The following is a 14808-nucleotide window of genomic DNA, read 5'->3' on the forward strand; positions in this document are numbered from 1 at the left end:
TGACGTACCCACCCTGCTTCAGCCAGACGACGGTGCCCGCGCCATGATGGTGCTGATCGCACTCGTGCTCGGTTTCGGCTGCACGGCGCTCTGGTACCTGTGCAGCACGCAACAGCGCCTGCGCAGCAACGCCCTGTCCGCGCCCTGGCGCGTGCTTGCGTGGCTGCTCGCCGTTGGCAGCCTGGCTGCCTGGATCGAAGCGGCCGGTACGGGCGCCGGCATCGCGGCAGCACTCACCACCTGGATGCTTGGCTGCGTGGTGCTGCCTTACATGGCGTGGTGGCGGCAAGTAAAGGCGGAGCAATCACCATGATTTCCCGCTGCCTCGCCGGCGTGCTGCTTGGCATCCCGCTCGCTGCGTGCACCCTCGCGCTGGCCCTGCACTGGATGCCCAACCGCGGACAGGACTGGCTCATACCGGTGCTGATCCTGTTCTTCCCACTCTGGACGACGGTGATGATCGCCAGCTACATGTTCCGCTCGGGCCTGCGCGCCTGGGTCGTGCTGGGCTCCTCCAACATCGCCGTCTTTGCCCTGCTGTGGCTGTCGCGCCACCTGGCCGGATGATTCGACCATGAAATCCTCCACCGTCCGCACTTACACCACGGTCCACACCTGGACCGGACTGATCGCCGGCTTCGGCCTGTTCATCGCCTTCTTCGCCGGCGCCCTGACGGTGTTCCACCACGACATCGCCACCTGGCAGTCGCCACCCTGGCGCATGACCGCCGATGCCGACGTCACGCCGGATCAACTGGCGCAGCGCCTGCTCCAGGCCCACCCCGACGCGCGCAAGGACTTCGGCATCGTGCTGGCTCCGCCTGGCGTCGCCCGGCCGCCGTACGCCTACTGGCCCGAGGGTGGCGAGGAACGCTTCGCGACGGCGAGCGCGATCGACCAGCCCACCGAAGATGCGACGCGCGGCAACCTCGCCGACTTTGTCTATGCGCTGCACGATTCGCTGGGTTTCCCCACCGTCGGCATGTATTTCATGGGCATCGTCAGCATCCTCTACGGACTGGCGCTGTTCTCGGGCCTGATCATCCATCTGCCGCATCTGGTCCGGGATCTGTTTGCCATGCGTTCGGGCAAGAACCTGAAGCGCCTGTGGCAGGACGCCCACAACGTGATCGGCGTGCTCAGCCTCCCGTTCCATCTGATCTTCGCCATGACCGGCGCCCTGCTTTGCCTGTTTGCGATCACCTTCGCCACCCTCAACGTGGTGGCGTTCGACGGCAAGTTGTTCGATGCCTTCGGCAAAGCCATCGCCACTGCGCCGGTGATTGCACCGAGCGGTGAGGCGGCGCCCATGCTGACGCTGGACGAACTCATGCAGCGGGCCCGTGTGCAGGCGCTGAAGCAAGGCGTGACCAGCTTCGAGCCGGACTATGTGCACTTCAGCAACTACGGCGACCGCAAGGCCGTCGTCGAGGTGCGCGGCCTGTCGCAGCACACGTTGGGCACCTACGGCACGGTCGCCATGAACGCCGTTGACGGCAGCGTGCTTGAGACGCACGTCGGCAAGGCCCAGAACACCAATGGCATCACCAATTCGGCGATGTACTCGCTGCATTTCGGTTCGTTCGGCGGCCGTACGGTGCAGTGGCTGTACTTCGTGCTCGGGCTGATGGGCGCATTCCTGTTCTATTCGGGCAACCTCCTGTGGATCGAGTCGCGTCGCAAGCGGCGCATGGAGGATCAGCCGATGAAAACGCGCATCATGGCCAGCGCCACGGTGGGCGTCTGCATCGGCAGTTGCCTGGGCATCGCGGCATCGTTTGGCGCCACCATGCTGGCCGACGTTTACGGTGCGGATGCCGGTCTGTGGCAACGCGTCGCCTGCTACGGATTCGTCATCGCCTCGGCCATCTATGCATGGTTCCGACCGCTACCCCGGGCGACCCGCGATCTGCTCTGGCTGAATGCCGTGCTCTACGTGGCGCTAGGCGCCATCGATCTCGTCCGAAACCTCCAGGTCTGGACGCAGCCCTGGACGCCACAGGCATCGGCGGTGCTCGGGGTTGACCTCACGGGGATCGCCATGGGCATCGGCTTCGCGTTCCTTGCTCGCGCCAGCTGGCGGCGCGCCACGCAGGGCGATCCCAACAGTGTGTGGTCACTGGACGCAACGACGGCGCCCGCGACGTGATGCGAATACGAAAGGCCAGCTCAGCCTGCCCTTCCATTTCAGGGGCGGGTCCACTGACGCAGTCGTAACAAAGTCGGGTGTTGAATGCGATCTTCCCCCAGGAGAACGCCTCATGAATATGCGCACCCTTTCGACGTCCTGCCTCGCGCTGGCCCTTGCGGCCGCGGCAACTTCGACAACCGCACAGGATCTGGGCAAACTGGGCAGCATGATTCCCGGTGGCGGATCGATGACGTCCGGCAGCATGGGTAACGTGGCGGGACTTCTGCAGTACTGCGTGAAAAACAACTTTCTCGGCGGCGACTCCGGGGCAGCGGGCGTCAAGGATCAGCTGCTCGGCAAGCTCGGCACGGGAACCGGCACCGAATCCAAAGCGTCGTCCAACAGCAGCAATCCGAGTGACATGATGAACTCGATGCTCGGCAGCAAACACAAAACCGGCAGCACCACGTCCAGCGACCCCACCAGCGACGCCGGTTATCTCAGTGGCGCCAAGGGCATTCTGCAGGGCAGCAACGGCAAGTCCGTGGATCTGAATACGTTAGGCGGCGGGTCCAGCGACCTGAAATCGGAGCTGACGCACAAAGCCTGCGATACCGTGCTCAAGCAGGGTAAGTCCCTCATCGGCATGTAGTCGCCGGTCAGGCCGACAGCGGGGAACGAACCGCTCGCGATACGACGTGCAGGCCAAGCTCGTTGCGCTTGGCCTGACGCTTCGCCCTCGCGGCCAGCGCGGCGATGGTCTGCGCACGCTGGCGCATCGGCGGCACCACGTTCACTCCGCCCACCACCAGCGTGGTAAAGCGATAGAACTGGGGCTCGCCATGGCGGTCCTTGCCATGGAGCCCGCCGCGCGCCACATCGGCCGGATCGAATAATGCCGTGGCACGCGCGTTGAATGTCTCGATGATGCAACGGCATCGCTCCGTCCAATCGATACTCTGGAACAGCACCACGAAGTCGTCGCCGCCAATGTGCCCGATGAAGTCCAGCGTCGGATCGACGAACTCGCCCAGGATGGTGGAGACCAGCCGGATCATTTCGTCCCCGCGAAAATAGCCGTAGTGATCGTTGAAGGGCTTGAAGTCCGTCAGGTCGACGTGCGCGACCGCGAACATTTCACTGCCGCCAAGCAAACGTTCCAGATGTTCGGTGGTCGGCACATTGCCCGGCAAGAAGGTCAACGGATTGGCGTGCCGCGCCGCATCGATGCGCAGCTCGCTGACCCGGCGCACCAGCGCTTCGCCCGTGCCCAGCCCACGATACAGGCCGCCGCTCGTCACGATGAAACCGTCGCTGAGATAGCGCTGGTCTTCGCCGCGCAAAACGTCGGCGAGGCTTTCCAGTCGTCGCGATTCATCGCACAACAAGGGGGCGGCATTCATCAGCGCCGTGCAGGATTTTCGCGCCAGCAGCTCACGCGCAAAGGGCTGCGCCATCCGCTCGTTCGCCAACCGGCGGTTGATCAGCCCGATGGGACGGCCCTGCTGCACAACGGCAATCGCATGAAGCTCCGGATGCGCCACGAACAGCGCCATGACTTCTTCATTTGTCTGAGCCGGCACCACGAAAGGCGCTTCGATCATCAGGTGCCCGACCTGCGTCGGACGCTGCGTCACCGGCGAGCGTCGTGTGGGCAGCACCGACACCGACAGCGCACTCAAGGCGCGCCGCGCCTCGCTGGCTGGCTCCCTGACCGGCATCGGCGCGGGGTGTCCGATGAGAAACCCTTGCGCGTAGGGAATGCCCAGTTCGCGCATCAGGCGAAGATCGGCCGGGTCCTCCACGCCTTCACCCACCAGCTCAGCGCCCAGGGTTTCCGCCACCTGGCAAAGGGCCCGCACAATGGCGAGGCGTTCGGCGCTGCGTGATAAACCGTTGATGAGATAACGATCGATCTTCACCACGTCGGGGTGTATCTCGTTCCACATCTCGAAGTTGGAATGCCCGTTGCCAAAGTCGTCCAGTGCGACGCGCATGCCATGCGCGCGCAGGTAGCCAAGGGCATGCGCGAGCCGCGACGGGCTTTCCACCACATCGCGCTCGGTCACCTCGATGGTGATGCGGGCGGGATCCAGTCCGCTGCCTGCCAACGTCAGCAGCAACTCGTCGGGGCGGAGGGTGTCCTGCAGGATCGCCTGCGCGCTCAGGTTGAGCAGCAGCCGTCCTTCGTCGGCGATCGCCGCAAATCGCGAACTGATGATGTTCGCCGCGTGCAATTCCACGTCGACGAGGCGCCGCTCCATGCGAGCGAAGTCCAGCAGATCAAGGATCGAGAAATCGTCGGGCGCGAACGCGCAGCGACTCAACCCTTCATGCGCCACGATTTCCAGCGTGTCCAGCCGCATCAACGGCTGGAACACGGGCACGAGCCCGTCCGGCGCCAAGGTGCGCTCGACGACTTGCTGACGAAGGCTCGGACGAGTCGGTAGTTGCGGCATCAGGCTGGCGCAGGCACTCCGTCCCTGATCAGTTCATGCGACGGCGCCTCATGCACCGTCGTTCCGGCATCCCCCGGTCCGGACAGGCGGAAGAATGCCACCTGCCGCATCAGCCTGTCTGCATCCCGCGCCAGTGCAGCGCCGGTTTCATTGATGCGTTCCACGAGCCCGGTGTTGGCCCGGGTGATCTGGTCCAGGCGTTCGACCGCTGCCGACATCTGTCCCACGCCCTCGACTTGCTCGCCGGTCGCCGCGTCGATGCGCGCCAGCTGTCCCGTCACGCCCAGCATTCGCCGCGCAATGGCATCCAGCGCCTCGCCGGATGCGTGGACCCGTTCGCGAGCGGCATCGGCAGCCGCACTCGTCGACTCGATCATCTGGCGAATCTGGCGACCCGCCTCCTGGCAGCGTTGCGCAAGCTGGCGCACCTCGCCGGCAACGACGGCGAAACCCCGGCCGTTGTCGCCCGCGTGAGCCGCTTCGATGGCGGCGTTGAGCGCCAGGAGGTTGGTCTGGAACGCGATGCTGTCGACCAGGTCGACGATGGCCGCGATGCGCTGACCCGAGGCGATCACGTCCGACATCGACGACTGCGCGTCCCCCGCAATGGCATGCGCTCCGGCGACGTCCTGCTCCGCGTCCTTCGCCGCGTGGCCGGCATGGCGCGCATGGTCGGCGCCGCGACCGGCGAGTGCACCGAGTTGGCCCATCGCGTCGGCGGTCGCCTGCACGCTGACGGACTGCGCACGCGTACGTTCGCTCAATGCCAGATTGTCATGAGCCAGCTGATGGGCACGCTGATCGACCGAGCGCGCGCCTTCGCGCACCTGCCCGATGACGCGAAGCAGCTGCGCATCCATGGCGGCCAGTGCGCGCAGCAAGTCGCCAAGCTCATCCCGGGCACCGGGTTCAAAAGGCACGCCGATGTCGCCTTCGGCAATGCGCGATGCCGCCGAGCGCGCGAGCGCGAGTCGTCCAAGCAGCGATCGCATGAACAGGCCATCCATCACAAGGGTCGCGCACAAGGCGAGCAGCATGCCGGCGATGAGCATGATCACACCACGACGATCAGCGTCACGCTGTGCCTTCACCTGTTCCTTGCCGTGATTGAGCGCACTCTCGAAGAGATTGGCGAAATCCGACTGAAGTGGTTGATAGGCCGGCTGGACTTCGGTACTGAGCTTCAGCGATGCCAGCTCAAATTGCCCGGCATCAAGCAGCTGCAGCGTTTCATCCACCGCTTTGTCAGCATCGTCGCGATGACGGGCGGCAAGCTTCAGCGATGGGGCCTCCTGTTGCGCGAGCGCACTGGCCAGCAGGGGTTTCCAGTGACGCTCAACATCGAAGCGGTCGGCGTGGATCCGCGTATGGGCTTCTTCGACCGCCGACGGGAGCTGAGAAAGCACCGCGTGCGTGAGAACCTGCAGGCTACTGTTGTAGTCGTTCTGGATCCGTCCCGCGTCCGCCGCCGGGCCCAGCGATCCGTCGACCAGATTGACGATACGACTGTCCGCATGCCGCAGGTTGACGATACCGACGGCACCCATCGCGAGGAGGAACACGAGCATGGCGACGAGACGCAGCAGCAGTCGCGCGCGCAGATTCAGAGCAAAGGAAGGCCGAAGGAGCTTTGACATGGGGATGCCTGTAAGGGGATCGCCAGTGCTATCGACCGGAGCGCGAAGCGCTTTAGTCAAACTCGCGAAGTTTTCCCTTTATTTCTCAATGGTTACAGGACAATCCCCCAGGCACAATGGTCACAAGGATCGCAAACCAATATGTCCGATATGTGAAAGGCCGGCGTCCGTTTGGACGTCCATCCGCCTCAGGTGCCTGGAAGTGGCAGCGTGTAGGCCATGACGACCTGCCCAGGCTCGCCTTCGCCTGACGTATCACCCGCCGTGACAACGACAAGGTACTGATGCCCGTTGCGATCGGAGATGAAACTGATCGGCGTGGCCTGCAAGGGTGAAGGCAACGCGGCTTTCCACAACATGTCACCCGTGCGTACGTCGAAGGCACGAACGCTGGCATCCAGCGTGCCGCCCAGGAAGGCAACACCACCGCCGGTGGTCGACATGCCACCGATACTTGGCACTCCCAGCGGCAGGGAAAGACGCCAGGGCAAGCGATCGGTCATGACGCCGTTGCGTCGCATCCATATCCTCGTCTTGTTCACCAGATCGACGGCGGCGACATAACCCCAGGGCGGCTGCTGGCAGGGTAACCCCAGGACCGAGCGCAGCGGCCGCAGCCGGCCGCCATGCTCCGTGTCGCGCACGAAGGCGATGTAGCTGGGATCACCCACCCATACGCTTCGCGCCGGGTCGACCGCGATGCCGCCGGTATCGAACACGCCATCATGACCTGGGAATACGAGCGATCCGTTTGCGCTGTGTTGCCTGAACCGGATCCGGCACATCAACTGATCGTAGGGCGTGATGCCCCAGAGCTGGCGCTCCTGCAAAGCCTGGCCGGGGGCGAAGCTGAGGGCATCCGTGTCCGAAGGCGTCGTCAGTGCCTTGCCATTGCGCCGATCCAGCACGACCAGCTCGCCTCCACGGGTCGCAACCATCAAGGCTGGCACTTCCTGACCGCCCTCTCCCGACGCGTACAGCACTGGCTGTCCCCGCAACGCATCCGTCGCCTGGTACACCCAGTGCTGTTCGCCAGTGGCCACGTTCAGGGCAACGATCGCACCCGGCGCGATGGCGTCGTCACCTTCCGCGCGAGCCACGAGATAAACGAGCCCCAGCTTTTCATCGACGCTGGCCACGCCCCAGGACCGCAGATTGCCACTGGCTGGCCACTGCCAGACGCGACGTCCCTGATCGATATCGAAGCCAGCAACCACGCCGGCACTCACGATCAGCACCTGGCGGGTGACAACGGGCGGCACCGGCGCGCGGGCTTCAACGGCACGCGGATCGAGGTCGATCGACATCTCGCCGTCCTGCCCGATCTCATGGCAGCGCTCTCCGTTGTCGGCATTCAGTGTCATGACCCGACCGCCCATCTCCGGCACGAAAATGCGCCGCGGACAACTCTCGAAGTGGATCGATTCGGCGGCCACCGCACCCTTGGGTGTCGGTCGATTGACCACGACGGTCGATGACGGCGCGTCGCGGGCAGCCGTTGCCGAGTCGTAGTAGGCAAGGCCGAGGCAATCGGTCGCCGACTGGCGATTGGCTGGGTTGTAACGCCAGCGCTCTGCACCGGAGTCGGTGTCGAGCGCCACGACCGCGCCGCCGCGTGCGCAAACGTAGAGCAAGCCATTGACTGCAAGCGGCGTCTGCCCACTGGTATCGACCCGATGGTCCGCACCGGCCGGCGCATCGACACGATACGTCCACGCCAGTTTCAGGCGAGCGACATTGCCCGGTGTGATCTGCGCTGCTGGCGCATAGCGGTCACCGAAAGCCGAACGGCCATACGCCACCCAATCGTGCGGTGGCGCAGCGGCGTGGTCCGGTGCGGCCAGCGCATCGGCGCGATCGTCGGCCAGTCGACCCTTTAGTTCGACGGGCTGGCGCGTCAGTGAAAACAAGCCCAGCAATGCCACGATCAGCAAAGCCCCGGGCACGCACCAGCGGCGCGGGGAAGCAGCGTCGTGTCGCCATAGCCAGGGCATCACCCACCACCAACCCAGCAACCACCACCATCCCACGCGCGGCAACCACCACCAGCCGGTCAGACCGGTTTCCAGTGTCGCCCAGGCAGCGAGCGACAAAAGGTATACCGCGTAGGCCACGGCAGCCCAACCGGGTCGGGCCCATGCCAACCACGCGACCCCTACCAGCGCGCACCCGGCGACCAGAAACCAGGGCGCGCCTCCTACGCCAAGCAGCCATGCGCCGCCGACGAGCATCGGGAGGCCGAAGAGCAGCATCAGGATGACGGTCGCGATCGATCTCGCGCTTTGCTTGGCCGGCGTGGTCATAACTTCCTCACGGCAAAATGGGTCCGCGGCGATGGGAAGTGCGCATGGTTGTCGAGCATGGCTGCCAAAAGGGTGACGGCAGTCTTATCGCCGGATGGACACATCGTGAAGCCTGATGCCACGCCGCGCCTTCAGATCTGATCGGCTGGCGGCACCAGATGGCTTCGCTCCAGCAAGGCATCGAGCCGGTCGCATACCCAGCCATGGTCCGTGTCGGCGGCCCGATCCTGGATCTGTTGCGCGCGTGCGTTGAATGCCTGCCAAAACGCATCCGGCGCCGGATGCGTGCGCAACAGTTCGGGCACATCGGCGTCGAGCGTGGAAATGAGGCGCTGGAGTTCAACGTGGGTCGCGACCATGCCCCACCATACATCCCGCCGATGCCGAGAAACGGTGAATTTGCTGCCACGCAGCACCGGATCTCGCACGGGATTTGGTGACCCCGGCCCGATTCGAACGGGCGACCTACGCCTTAGGAGGGCGTCGCTCTATCCAGCTGAGCTACGGGGCCAACCCCGCAAGGATAACGGGGCATCGCGCCGGACGGAACCCGCGCTGGCCCGACTCGGGTTTATCCGAGTGCGTGAACGATCACCGTTTGCTGCGCTGCTCCGCCATTGCGCCCCTCCCCTAACAAGACCTAACCGGCGACCATTGACCCGCCTGCTAGAATTGTCCTTTTCACCCAGGTCGCCACGCGGCGAAACGGCTCAGGAGCACGCATGTCCCACGAAATCCTCAAGGCGCTCGGACTTGGCAACGAGCATTCCGGTACGTATCTCGGTCAGGGCGAATGGTCCGCGACCAAGGACGCCGGCAGCTTGCAGCCGATCAACCCGGCTACGGGCGACGTCATCGGCACCGTGTTCGCCTCCAGCGCGACCGACTACGAAACCATCGTCAAGCGCGCCCAGGACGCATTCAAGATCTGGCGCACCACGCCGGCCCCGCAGCGCGGCGAAGCCGTGCGCCTGTGCGGTGAAGCGCTGCGCAAGCACAAGGATGCCCTCGGCTCTCTGGTCGCCCTGGAAATGGGCAAGATCAAGCCCGAAGGCGACGGCGAAGTGCAGGAAATGATCGACATCGCCGATTTTGCCGTGGGCCAGAGCCGCATGCTCTACGGCTACACGATGCACTCGGAGCGTCCGGGCCATCGCATGTATGAGCAGTATCAGCCGCTCGGCCTGGTCGGCATCATCAGTGCATTCAACTTCCCCGTGGCCGTTTGGTCGTGGAATGCCTTCCTCGCCGCCATTTGCGGCGACATCTGCATCTGGAAGCCGTCGCCCAAGACGCCGCTGTCGGCCATCGCAACGATGAAGATCTGCAACGAAGCACTGAAGGCCGCCGGTTTCCCCGACATCTTCTTCCTGTTCAACGATGCCGGCACCGATCTCTCGCAGGCGTTTGTCGACGACCACCGCATTCCGCTGATCAGCTTCACCGGTTCCACCAAGGTTGGCCGCCATGTCGGCGAGCGCGTCGCCAAGCGCATGGGTCGCTCGCTGCTCGAACTGGGCGGCAACAACGCCATCATCCTGGACGAAAGCGCCGATCTTAAGCTCGCCATTCCGGCCATCGTGTTTGGTGCCGTGGGTACGGCCGGCCAGCGTTGCACCACGACGCGTCGCCTGTTCGTCCATGAGTCTCTGGTGGCCGAAGTCACCGACAAGCTGGTCGCCGCATACAAGCAGGTCGAAGGCAAGATCGGCGATCCGACCCAGGCCACCACCCTGATGGGCCCGCTCAACAGCCAGGACGCCGTGAAGGCCTACCTGGCCGCCGTCGAAAAGGCCAAAGCCAGCGGCGGCACGATCCTGACCGGTGGCGCTGCCCTTACGGATCGCAAGGGCAACTTCGTCCTGCCGACCATCGTCAGCGGCGTAAAGAACAGCGATGAAGTCGTGCAGACCGAAACCTTCGCCCCGATCCTCTACGTCATGCCGTTCAAGACCCTGGACGAAGCCATCGATATGCAGAACGCCGTGCCGCAGGGCTTGTCCTCGGCGATCTTCACGCAGAACCTGAAGTCGGCGGAGCAGTATCTGTCGGCAGCCGGTTCGGACTGCGGTATCGCCAACGTCAACATCGGCACCTCGGGAGCGGAGATTGGCGGTGCGTTCGGCGGTGAGAAGGAGACGGGCGGTGGTCGCGAGTCGGGTTCGGACGCATGGAAGGTATACATGCGCCGCCAGACCAACACCATCAACTACTCCAACTCGTTGCCGCTGGCCCAGGGCATCAAGTTCGACCTGTAAGACCGCAAGGCGCGCCCTGGTCAACACCGGGGCGCGTGCTGCCACCTGACTGCCGGGTCAGCCGGCGCCTGCCAGAGGCTGTACATGAGCGACTGCCCCCTTCCCCTTCCCGGTTATCGCGTCGTGATCGCCGGAGGCAGCAAGGGCATCGGTCGCAGCATGGCGCTCGCGTTCGCGCAGGCCGGTGCGGCCGTATCGATTTGCGCACGCGGCGAAACCGCGCTTGAGGCTACCCGCGAAGCCATTGCCGCCATGGATGTCACGGCTCATGCGCAGCGCTGCGATCTGGCCGACGCCACCGATATCGCCCGCTACATTGAGGCAGCCGCACAGACGCTCGGCGGCATCGACGTGCTTATCAACAATGCCAGTGGCTACGGCTTCTCCGATGACGACGCAGGCTGGGAAGCCGGCTTCCAGATAGACCTGATGGCTGCCGTGCGCGCCTCGCGCGAGGCCTTGCCTCATCTGAAGGCATCCGGTCGCGCCAGCATCATCCACACCAGTTCCATCGCCGCCTTTCATCCGCGCCGGCACGGCGCCGCTTACGCCGCGGTCAAAGCCGCGCTGAGCCACTACACCACGTCGCAGGCGCTTCAACTGGCTGACGCGGGCATTCGCGTCAACGCCATCGCCCCAGGCTCCATCGAGTTCGCCGATGGACTTTGGGATCGCCGTCGCGTGGAAGCTCCCGACATGTATCGCAACACCCTGGCCAAGATTCCCTTTGGCCGTTTTGGCACGCCCGAAGAAATCGCGCACGCCGCACTTTTCCTTGCATCGCCGTTGGCCGGTTGGATCACCGGCCAGACGCTCAGCGTCGACGGCGGTCAATCGCTGATGGGGTGACGTCATGACCGACCTGCAGTCCACCGAGCGTTTCAGCAATCGCGTCGACAACTACGTGCGCTATCGACCTGACTATCCGCGCGCGATGCTCCAGTGGCTCGAGCACGAACACGGTGTCAATCCGCGCTGGCTGGTGGCCGACATCGGCGCCGGCACAGGCATCTCCAGCAAGCTGTTCCTCGATGGCGACTACAAGGTCATTGCCATCGAACCCAACGCAGCGATGCGCGGGGCCGCCGAACGCTGGCTGGGCCACGACGAACATTTCCGCTCGCTGGATGGCCGTGCCGATGCAACGGGCCTCGCGGCGGCCAGCGTGGACCTGGTCTCCGTGGCGCAGGCGTTCCACTGGTTCGATCAGGACGCGGCACGCCACGAGTTTCACCGCATCCTGCGCCCCCATGGCCTGGCCGCCATCTACTGGAACACGCGGCGCCTGGTGGGCACGCCTTTCCTGGAAGGTTACGAAGCGCTATTGGTCGAATACGGCATCGATTACACCAGCGTTGCCGAACGCTACGGCGACGACGACATGATGCGTCAGTGGTTCGGTGATGGCTTCCGTGGTTCGGCATCGTTCGATCACCGCCAACTGCTGGACTACGACGCACTGAAGGGCCGCCTGCTGTCTTCGTCGTACATGCCGACCGAAGGCCATCCGAATCACGAACCGATGCTCGTCGCCTTGCGCAAACTCTTCGACGCGACAGCCCAGGACGGGCACATCAGCTTCGACTACGACACCCGAATTTTCGTGGGATATCCCGGCTAACCATGTACTCCTTCCTACGCCCCTTGCTGTTCACCCTGGACGCCGAGTCTGCGCATCGCGCCACGCTCTACGGCCTGGACGTCGCCCATCGCAGCAACCTGATGTCGCTGGTGGCGCGCCCGCCGGAAGACCTGCCCGTGGACGTCTTCGGCATTCGATTCCCGAATCCCGTGGGCCTCGCTGCCGGCCTGGACAAGAACGCGGACCATCTCGACGCACTGGGCGCTCTCGGTTTTGGTTTCGTGGAGGTGGGCACGACTACGCCACGTCCGCAGCCGGGCAATGACAAGCCGCGCATGTTTCGTCTGCCGAAGTACGAAGCGGTGATCAATCGCCTTGGCTTCAACAATGCCGGCGTCGATGCACTGGTGCGCAATGTGCAGAAGTCGAGCTTCCGCGGCGTGCTTGGCATCAACATTGGCAAGAACAAGGACACGCCCAATGACAAGGCGGTCGACGATTACCTGTTCTGCCTGGAGCGCGTGTACGCGCACGCCAGCTATGTCACGGTGAATATTTCCTCGCCGAACACACAGGGACTGCGCGACCTTCAGGAAGAGGCGACCCTTCGCCGCTTCATCGAAACGTTGCGCGAAGCGCAGGAACGTCTTGGCTCGCAGTCGGGCAAGCGCAAGCCGATGTTGCTGAAGATTGCACCGGACCTGAGCGAGATCGAACTCGACGCCATCGCTGAAGTGCTGCTCGCCGCACGCGTCGATGGGGTGATCTGCACCAACACGACCATCGATCACTCGTCGGTCGCCAGCGATCCGCACGGCAACGAGATGGGAGGCCTTTCCGGCAAGCCCTTGTTCGCGCGCTCCACCGCCGTGCTGCATGGCATGCGCCAGCGGCTCGGCGAGCAAGTCGGGATCATTGGCGTCGGCGGCATCCTCGATGGAAGCAATGCCGTCGAGAAGCTGGATGCCGGCGCCCGCCTGGTGCAGATCTATTCGGGCATGGTGTATCGCGGCCCTGCCCTGGTGGCCGAATGCGTGGAAGAAATTCGCCGTCAGCGCGGAGCCTCGTATGGGTTTTGAGCGCGTGGATATGGGCGGCTACTCGTTGATCGAAAATGCTCCACTGGGTCAGCGCAACACGCTGCGCGTCAATGCGCGTGCGCGCTTGCTGGCCGAGATCAGGGAATCGGCGAAGCTGCCGGAAATCCTGGATTTCCCCGCGGTTCGCCAGGGCAAGCTGCTGGTCCTTGGCGAAGGCAGCAACATGTTGTTCACCGGCGACTTTGACGGCACCGTCCTCGCCATGGCGACGCGTGGCGTGCATGTCGAGGAAGATGGCGACATCGCGCGTATTGCCGTAGCCGCCGGCGAGCGTTGGGATGATTTTGTCCGGTGGACGCTGGGCCAGGGCTTTGCGGGCCTGGAGAATCTCATTCTGATTCCCGGCACCGTGGGTGCGGCACCGATCCAGAACATCGGCGCCTATGGCACTGAGGTCGCGGAGTTCATCGAGAGTGTTGAAGCCTGGGACACGAAGGAGCGCCGCGTTGCCGTGCTCGATCGCCAGGCGTGCGCCTTTGCATACCGGGACTCCGTGTTCAAGCACGAGCCGGGGCGCTATATCGTCACCGCCGTGAAGTTCGCGCTGCCGCGTTCGCGCGAGCTGCGACTGGACTACGCGGGCATTCGTGAAGAACTGGCGCGCATGGGCATCGAGCGGCCGGCGCCGTTCCACGTTGCCGAAGCCGTCGTGCATTTGCGGACGCGCAAGTTGCCGGACCCGGCCGTGATTGGCAATGCCGGTAGCTTTTTCAAGAATCCCATCGTCGATGCCAGCGTGGGCGAGGCTTTGAAGGCCGCGCATCCGGAGTTGGTGTCGTGGGTGGGATCGGATGGACGCTGGAAGCTGTCGGCCGCATGGTTGATCGAACAGGCCGGATTCAAGGGTGACCGCGACGGCGATGCGGGGATTTCGAATCGTCATGCGCTGGTGCTGGTCAATCACGGCCAGGCGACAGGGCCGCAGCTTTGGGGCTTTGCACAGCGTGTGATTGAAGGCGTGCGCGGAAAGTTTGGCGTGACGCTGGAACCGGAGCCGGTGGTGGTTTGAGGCTTGGCTCATGCGTGGTCGCCGATGGATTCCGGCTTTCGCCGGAATGACATCGAGATGAGAGTCTTTGCCTACCTAGTGCAGCTACCGCGTCTGATGGTGCGTTTCCGTCGCAGCTTGAGGCTTGGCTCATACGTGGTCGCCGTGGATTCCGGCTTTCGCCGGAATGACGTCGAGATGAGAGTCTTTGCCTACCTAGTACAGCTACCGCGTCTGATGGTGCGTTTCCGTCGCAGCTTGAGGCTTGGCTCATACGTGGTCGCCCGTGGATTCCGGCTTTCGCCGGAATGACGTCAAGATGAGAGTCTTTGCCTACCTAGTGCAGCTAC

At 64.1% G+C, this 14808-nt stretch carries 13 protein-coding genes and 1 tRNA gene; 9 read left to right on the top strand and 5 right to left on the bottom strand.

What is annotated here, in order from left to right:
- Positions 1-43 precede the first annotated feature (43 nt).
- The 4 genes from EYV96_RS05760 to EYV96_RS05775 all read left to right on the top strand — a co-directional run bounded on the left by EYV96_RS05760 (position 44) and on the right by EYV96_RS05775 (position 2783).
- Positions 44-313 carry a hypothetical protein gene (locus EYV96_RS05760; protein WP_131150497.1) on the top strand — a complete coding sequence of 90 codons (270 nt, stop codon included), beginning with the start codon at positions 44-46 and terminating at the stop codon, positions 311-313.
- On the top strand, positions 310-567 hold the full coding sequence (locus EYV96_RS05765; protein ID WP_131150498.1) for a hypothetical protein: 258 nt from the start codon (positions 310-312) through the stop codon (positions 565-567). The genes EYV96_RS05760 and EYV96_RS05765 overlap by 4 nt, the downstream gene beginning before the upstream one ends.
- A 7-nt stretch (positions 568-574) precedes the next feature.
- Positions 575-2149 (top strand): PepSY-associated TM helix domain-containing protein, encoded by a 1575-nt coding sequence (locus EYV96_RS05770; RefSeq protein WP_131150499.1) that lies wholly within the window; start codon positions 575-577, stop codon positions 2147-2149.
- Positions 2150-2261: 112 nt separating this feature from the next.
- Positions 2262-2783: a DUF2501 domain-containing protein gene (locus EYV96_RS05775; RefSeq protein WP_131150500.1), complete on the top strand. Its 522-nt coding sequence runs from the start codon at positions 2262-2264 to the stop codon at positions 2781-2783.
- A gap of 7 nt (positions 2784-2790) precedes the next feature.
- Here the strand turns inward: EYV96_RS05775 and EYV96_RS05780 are convergent, their stop codons facing one another.
- The 5 genes from EYV96_RS05780 to EYV96_RS05800 all read right to left on the bottom strand — a co-directional run bounded on the left by EYV96_RS05780 (position 2791) and on the right by EYV96_RS05800 (position 9041).
- Positions 2791-4590 carry an EAL domain-containing protein gene (locus EYV96_RS05780; RefSeq protein ID WP_131150501.1) on the bottom strand — a complete coding sequence of 600 codons (1800 nt, stop codon included), beginning with the start codon at positions 4588-4590 and terminating at the stop codon, positions 2791-2793.
- Positions 4590-6227 (bottom strand): methyl-accepting chemotaxis protein, encoded by a 1638-nt coding sequence (locus EYV96_RS05785; protein WP_131150502.1) that lies wholly within the window; start codon positions 6225-6227, stop codon positions 4590-4592. The genes EYV96_RS05780 and EYV96_RS05785 overlap by 1 nt, the downstream gene beginning before the upstream one ends.
- A 188-nt stretch (positions 6228-6415) precedes the next feature.
- Positions 6416-8530, bottom strand: coding sequence for an outer membrane protein assembly factor BamB family protein (locus EYV96_RS05790; protein ID WP_131150503.1), 2115 nt, complete (start codon positions 8528-8530; stop codon positions 6416-6418).
- A gap of 131 nt (positions 8531-8661) precedes the next feature.
- On the bottom strand, positions 8662-8889 hold the full coding sequence (locus EYV96_RS05795) for a hypothetical protein (RefSeq protein WP_131150504.1): 228 nt from the start codon (positions 8887-8889) through the stop codon (positions 8662-8664).
- Positions 8890-8964: 75 nt separating this feature from the next.
- Positions 8965-9041 (bottom strand) — tRNA-Arg (locus EYV96_RS05800).
- Between the two features lie 211 nt (positions 9042-9252).
- Here EYV96_RS05800 and amaB point away from each other — a divergent pair.
- From amaB to murB, 5 genes are all read left to right on the top strand, one after another.
- On the top strand, positions 9253-10788 hold the full coding sequence (gene amaB / locus EYV96_RS05805) for an L-piperidine-6-carboxylate dehydrogenase (RefSeq protein ID WP_131150505.1): 1536 nt from the start codon (positions 9253-9255) through the stop codon (positions 10786-10788).
- Positions 10789-10872: 84 nt separating this feature from the next.
- Entirely contained in the window at positions 10873-11637 is a 765-nt protein-coding gene (locus tag EYV96_RS05810; RefSeq protein ID WP_131150506.1) for an SDR family NAD(P)-dependent oxidoreductase, read from the top strand.
- 4 nt (positions 11638-11641) lie between these two features.
- Complete coding sequence (locus tag EYV96_RS05815) at positions 11642-12409, top strand: class I SAM-dependent methyltransferase (protein WP_131150507.1); 768 nt, start codon at positions 11642-11644, stop codon at positions 12407-12409.
- A gap of 2 nt (positions 12410-12411) precedes the next feature.
- Positions 12412-13449 carry a quinone-dependent dihydroorotate dehydrogenase gene (locus tag EYV96_RS05820; RefSeq protein WP_131150508.1) on the top strand — a complete coding sequence of 346 codons (1038 nt, stop codon included), beginning with the start codon at positions 12412-12414 and terminating at the stop codon, positions 13447-13449.
- Positions 13439-14479 carry a UDP-N-acetylmuramate dehydrogenase gene (murB, locus tag EYV96_RS05825; protein WP_425478700.1) on the top strand — a complete coding sequence of 347 codons (1041 nt, stop codon included), beginning with the start codon at positions 13439-13441 and terminating at the stop codon, positions 14477-14479. The genes EYV96_RS05820 and murB overlap by 11 nt, the downstream gene beginning before the upstream one ends.
- Positions 14480-14808: the final 329 nt, after the last annotated feature.

Origin of the sequence: Dyella terrae (genome assembly GCF_004322705.1) — a bacterium.
GTDB classification, from domain to species: Bacteria; Pseudomonadota; Gammaproteobacteria; order Xanthomonadales; family Rhodanobacteraceae; genus Dyella_D; species Dyella_D terrae.

What these genes read in the sequence shown, in the direction of transcription:
- EYV96_RS05760 (WP_131150497.1), top strand. Translation starts at nt 44, where the DNA reads ATGATGGTGCTGATCGCACTCGTGCTCGGTTTCGGCTGCACGGCGCTC.
- EYV96_RS05765 (WP_131150498.1), top strand. Translation starts at nt 310, where the DNA reads ATGATTTCCCGCTGCCTCGCCGGCGTGCTGCTTGGCATCCCGCTCGCT.
- EYV96_RS05770 (WP_131150499.1), top strand. Translation starts at nt 575, where the DNA reads ATGAAATCCTCCACCGTCCGCACTTACACCACGGTCCACACCTGGACC.
- EYV96_RS05775 (WP_131150500.1), top strand. Translation starts at nt 2,262, where the DNA reads ATGAATATGCGCACCCTTTCGACGTCCTGCCTCGCGCTGGCCCTTGCG.
- EYV96_RS05780 (WP_131150501.1), bottom strand. Translation starts at nt 4,590, where the DNA reads ATGCCGCAACTACCGACTCGTCCGAGCCTTCGTCAGCAAGTCGTCGAG.
- EYV96_RS05785 (WP_131150502.1), bottom strand. Translation starts at nt 6,227, where the DNA reads ATGTCAAAGCTCCTTCGGCCTTCCTTTGCTCTGAATCTGCGCGCGCGA.
- EYV96_RS05790 (WP_131150503.1), bottom strand. Translation starts at nt 8,530, where the DNA reads ATGACCACGCCGGCCAAGCAAAGCGCGAGATCGATCGCGACCGTCATC.
- EYV96_RS05795 (WP_131150504.1), bottom strand. Translation starts at nt 8,889, where the DNA reads ATGGTCGCGACCCACGTTGAACTCCAGCGCCTCATTTCCACGCTCGAC.
- amaB (WP_131150505.1), top strand. Translation starts at nt 9,253, where the DNA reads ATGTCCCACGAAATCCTCAAGGCGCTCGGACTTGGCAACGAGCATTCC.
- EYV96_RS05810 (WP_131150506.1), top strand. Translation starts at nt 10,873, where the DNA reads ATGAGCGACTGCCCCCTTCCCCTTCCCGGTTATCGCGTCGTGATCGCC.
- EYV96_RS05815 (WP_131150507.1), top strand. Translation starts at nt 11,642, where the DNA reads ATGACCGACCTGCAGTCCACCGAGCGTTTCAGCAATCGCGTCGACAAC.
- EYV96_RS05820 (WP_131150508.1), top strand. Translation starts at nt 12,412, where the DNA reads ATGTACTCCTTCCTACGCCCCTTGCTGTTCACCCTGGACGCCGAGTCT.
- murB (WP_425478700.1), top strand. Translation starts at nt 13,439, where the DNA reads ATGGGTTTTGAGCGCGTGGATATGGGCGGCTACTCGTTGATCGAAAAT.